This window comes from Acidilobus sp., from assembly GCF_049973875.1.
Classification (GTDB): Archaea; Thermoproteota; Thermoprotei_A; order Sulfolobales; family Acidilobaceae; genus Acidilobus.
Window position 1 is genome coordinate 1 of the sequence record NZ_JBMFJI010000108.1, and the last position, 617, is coordinate 617.

The window sequence follows — 617 nt, forward strand, 5'->3', positions numbered from 1 at the left end:
AACTCGGTCCTCCCGTCGTCGCTTACGGTCACGTTTATCTTCAGCGTGGTGACCTCCTCGTTATTGTAATACGCCGCGAAGCCCAGCCATACAGAGTTGGAGGACTCGTTGTCCTGCTTAACTTCAAACGGCCTTACAGTTATGCCGTCTATCTCAACGTCCATGTTAAGCGCCCACAGGTTCAGCGGCCAGTCTGGGTTCATTCTCATAGTCCTCAGGAACCTGATAAGCTCGGTGTACTTGGCGGGGTTCTCGCTCAAGTCAGCGGTCATGAGGGACACGGCGAGGGCCTCCAGGAGCGAGGTCTTGTAGGAGCCCTCGCAACCCACGATTAAGTTGATTCTCCTAGGGCTGAACTCCAGGTTGAAGTCGGTACCTCTCAGCTTCCTTATTACAACATGTGAGAGGAACCCGCCAGCCCGCCTCTCACCTTCCTCAGCCGTCACTGCTTCCCACCTCCGCCTTCCCAAGTGATAGCGTATGCAAGGGCCAGCTTCACCGTGCCAGACGGGTCGAGGCTGTCAAGCGTTGATGCTACCTCGCTCACTATGCAGAGCTCGCGCTGGCCAGAGCTGTAGCACTCCGCCAGGCCGCCTCCCCTCTCGCCGCTCACCAGC

Annotated in this window: 1 protein-coding gene; it reads right to left on the minus strand. The window is 57.7% G+C overall.

From position 1 onward, the window contains the following. Positions 1-446, minus strand: a 446-nt coding sequence (locus tag ACP5H1_RS08560) for a hypothetical protein (RefSeq protein ID WP_427974116.1), incomplete at its 3' end; no start/stop codon positions are given. Between the last annotated feature and the right edge of the window lie 171 nt (positions 447-617).